Raw genomic sequence first — 2,095 nt, 5'->3', positions numbered from 1 at the left:
CCACACAGATTTGCTTGTTTATCTTGTTAAAGAGCAATCCCTTAGGCGTCGTGGCCATCGGGTCAGGGCTGCGTATTCTACGCTTTCCTGCCGCGGCGTCAAGAGGTAATTACCATCTTTTTTCGCCTGTCGTTGAAAGGACTCGAGAGCCGTTTTTCTTCGACCCTGCCACGTCGTTCGCGTTGCCGCTGCGCCGTGTCAGTGGGAGCGCATTATAGGGAGCCAAAACTTTTGTGCAAGGGCTTTTTAAAAGAAAAACTCAATTTATTGGTCGACTGTGGAAACCCCGTTCAACTACACAGCTTACCTACCCATTAACCACAGACTTATCCACAAACCTATTTGTATAAACAATTCTGGTAGTCGTACTTAGGGGAAAGATTCCCCCCATGTAATACACCTTATTGGTCATGAAACCAGTCAGAAATAATCGAGATTCCGTATAATTACTAAAATGTTTTCTCATCCAGTACAGGGTTGTGCCCAAGTTCATAGCCTCGAAGCCAGAATCCCAAACTTTAGCTGCGCGGCTCATCGACTCGAATACCCGACATGTTCATACGGCCGATGATAAATAACTGCGCCTACTGACAAACCACATTGCTCTGCTTGCAGCCTGGGGAAACTTAGAACATTGGTGAATAGCTAGAGATAAACGATTAATGCCTACCACTCTGCAAAGGCAAACTAAAAGGATATTCATTAGCTCAGTTGCGGCGGCTGCATTTATCAAGAATACGCACGGACAACTATGTCATTAACAGCTCTACTTAGTGTGAGTCGCACCAGTGTTAATGCTTGGGTCGCAAATTACCTGGCTGATGGGCTCGATGGTTTGCTTGATAAACCTAACCCCGGACAACTCAATCAACTCTCTCCTCATCAATTAGAGCAACTTAAAAAGTTTATCGAGAAGAATGCTATCAAGCAGAACTGTGGACGCTTAATAGCTGAAGATATCAGAGTTTATATCTGTAACGACCTGCATGTGAGCTATAGCTTGGCCAATGTGTACCGCTTACTCCATGCGCTTGATTTCAGTCTCATCCCGGGTCATCTTCCACTTGAGCGTGTGGATGTGTGGTTCCAAGACGAAGCCAGATTTGGTCAACAAAACCAAACGACAAGACTTTGGGCAAAACGGGGTAGCCGTCCCCGTGTCGTCGAACAGCAGCAATTTGATTATGGGTATCTGTTTGGGGCAGTGTGCCCAAGTAGCGGTAAAACGGAAGCATTGATTACGCCCTTGGTCAACAAAGATGCCATGATGCTTCACCTTGAATTGATATCGTTGGCAACCGAGAGCGACCGGCATGCAGTGGTCATCGTTGATGGCACAGGCTGGCATACTATGGATACGGCAATGCCTTTCTCAAATCTCACTTTGATTAAGTTACCCGCTTATTCTCCAGAGCTGAACCCAATGGAGCAAGTTTGGCAATGGCTCAGACAACACTGTCTTTCCAACCGAGTATTCGATTGCTACGAGCAAATTGTTGAGCAAGTATCCCGAGTCTGGAATACCTTCATTGAGGGATACTGGCCGAGTTAAATCTCTGTGCTCCAGGGACTGGATAAATCTGACCAGATAAACCAGTCGAGCCATTCTCAACATATCCACAGCACCATCTCACATGGGGGCGAAAGACATCTGCTCATCAAGCACAGCTTGATAGATGGCTGTAGCGCGAAGCAGCTTGGCTGCGAGCTGAGGGGCACACACTGCGCCAGCAGCTTTGGGCTGCATGTTAAGTCGTGCTCGCTGGAAGCGAGACAAACAAAAAAGCCCTAGCATTCAGCTAGGGCTCTTTTGTTTGTTAGGCGTCTGGCGATGACCTACTCTCACATGGGGAGACCCCACACTACCATCGGCGCGATTGCGTTTCACTTCTGAGTTCGGGATGGGATCAGGTGGGACCACAATGCTATTGTCACCAGACAAATTTTGTTGCTGCTATTTAGTGCCTAGCAGCTGAATATGGTGCTGATACCCAGAATCGAACTGGGGACCTCATCCTTACCAAGGATGCGCTCTACCGACTGAGCCATATCAGCGAATTCAACTTTGATTTCACTTTATCTAAAGTAAAAATCA

At 47.1% G+C, this 2,095-nt stretch carries 1 protein-coding gene, 1 tRNA gene and 1 rRNA gene; 1 reads left to right on the top strand and 2 read right to left on the bottom strand.

The genetic code is table 11. The features are described 5' to 3' along the window. Positions 1 to 751: 751 nt before the first annotated feature. Positions 752 to 1,552 (top strand): IS630 family transposase, encoded by an 801-nt coding sequence (locus ACF8D4_RS19660; RefSeq protein WP_392468930.1) that lies wholly within the window; start codon positions 752 to 754, stop codon positions 1,550 to 1,552. A gap of 271 nt (positions 1,553 to 1,823) precedes the next feature. Here ACF8D4_RS19660 and rrf read toward each other — a convergent pair. Both rrf and ACF8D4_RS19650 read right to left on the bottom strand, forming a co-directional pair. Then, a 5S ribosomal RNA gene (rrf, locus tag ACF8D4_RS19655) occupies positions 1,824 to 1,939 on the bottom strand. 40 nt (positions 1,940 to 1,979) lie between these two features. Continuing rightward, positions 1,980 to 2,055 (bottom strand) — tRNA-Thr (locus ACF8D4_RS19650). Positions 2,056 to 2,095: the final 40 nt, after the last annotated feature.

The organism is Shewanella sp. YQ_9 (assembly GCF_043103185.1).
In the GTDB taxonomy this organism is placed as follows: Bacteria; Pseudomonadota; Gammaproteobacteria; order Enterobacterales; family Shewanellaceae; genus Shewanella; species Shewanella algae.
This window is presented reverse-complemented; position numbering and strand designations above follow the sequence as displayed.

What these genes read in the sequence shown, in the direction of transcription:
- ACF8D4_RS19660 (WP_392468930.1), top strand. Translation starts at nt 752, where the DNA reads ATGTCATTAACAGCTCTACTTAGTGTGAGTCGCACCAGTGTTAATGCT.